Here is an 891-nt window from a genome sequence, read left to right on the forward strand (position 1 = left end):
TGTTCCAGCCATTATCGACATCAGTGCAAGCTATGCCTCGACCAATCAGCTAAATATCCTCGCTTCGATTCAACTTCATCGTTGGAGTGAATGGGATCAAACAGTGTTTGATTTTGGAAAACTAAATAACAACCCAATCGGCTTAAACTCTATTAACCGTGATTGGGATGACGTGTGGAAATTTGCACTGGGTGCAGATTATCAGTTGAACTCAGACTGGCGCTTGAAAGCGGGCTTCTCATACGAAACCTCACCACAAGATGACCCTAGCAAACAATGGGTTGATCTGCCTGTTGGCGACCAATACCGCTACTCCGTGGGCGCAAGTACCACTTGGGATGATTACACCTTTGATGTCTTCTACGAATACGCTGATCTAGGCTCTGTTGATATTGCTGAGCGTAATATTGGTCCTGCTAGTATTGGCATCAATGGTGCATTTGACGGTCGTATTCACTTCGTTGGTATGAGTGTGACTTTCTAAATCAGCACGCTTAAAAAGAAGAACTCATGAACAAACGTTTAGTCGGTTTGCTCTCTCTTAGCTTGTACGCATTCAGCGCGCAAGCTGAAGAAGAAAAGCATCACGAAGATCCAACCAAAATCGTCACTAAAGTCGGGATTGCCTACGTTGATGGTGTGCAGTTTTCAGGCTCAATTGGGCTCGATGATGCACGCATGATCAATGCTCGCATTAACGCCGACGGTGATGAGTGGCGTTTGGGAGGCTCTTGGTTACTGCCAATGGGGATTCTCAACTTTAACTTTAGCCGAGCAGAATATGAGCCAGAAGGCTATAAAAATAACTACAGTATTGGCTCGTTCATACCGCTGAGTTACTTTGATATTACCCCGCTAGGCTGGCAAATTTTCCCAGATCGGAAGAGCGGT

Annotated in this window: 1 protein-coding gene and 1 pseudogene; both read left to right on the forward strand. The window is 45.5% G+C overall.

What is annotated here, in order from left to right; all coding sequences use genetic code 11:
* Positions 1–484: OmpP1/FadL family transporter (locus ACP45E_RS20355; RefSeq protein WP_198927772.1), on the forward strand; the 484-nt coding region annotated here is incomplete at its 5' end.
* 26 nt (positions 485–510) lie between these two features.
* A pseudogene (locus ACP45E_RS20360) lies at positions 511–891 on the forward strand (hypothetical protein); the annotation flags it as partial.

Origin of the sequence: Vibrio genomosp. F10 str. 9ZD137 (genome assembly GCF_049974785.1) — a bacterium.
Taxonomy (GTDB): Bacteria; Pseudomonadota; Gammaproteobacteria; order Enterobacterales; family Vibrionaceae; genus Vibrio.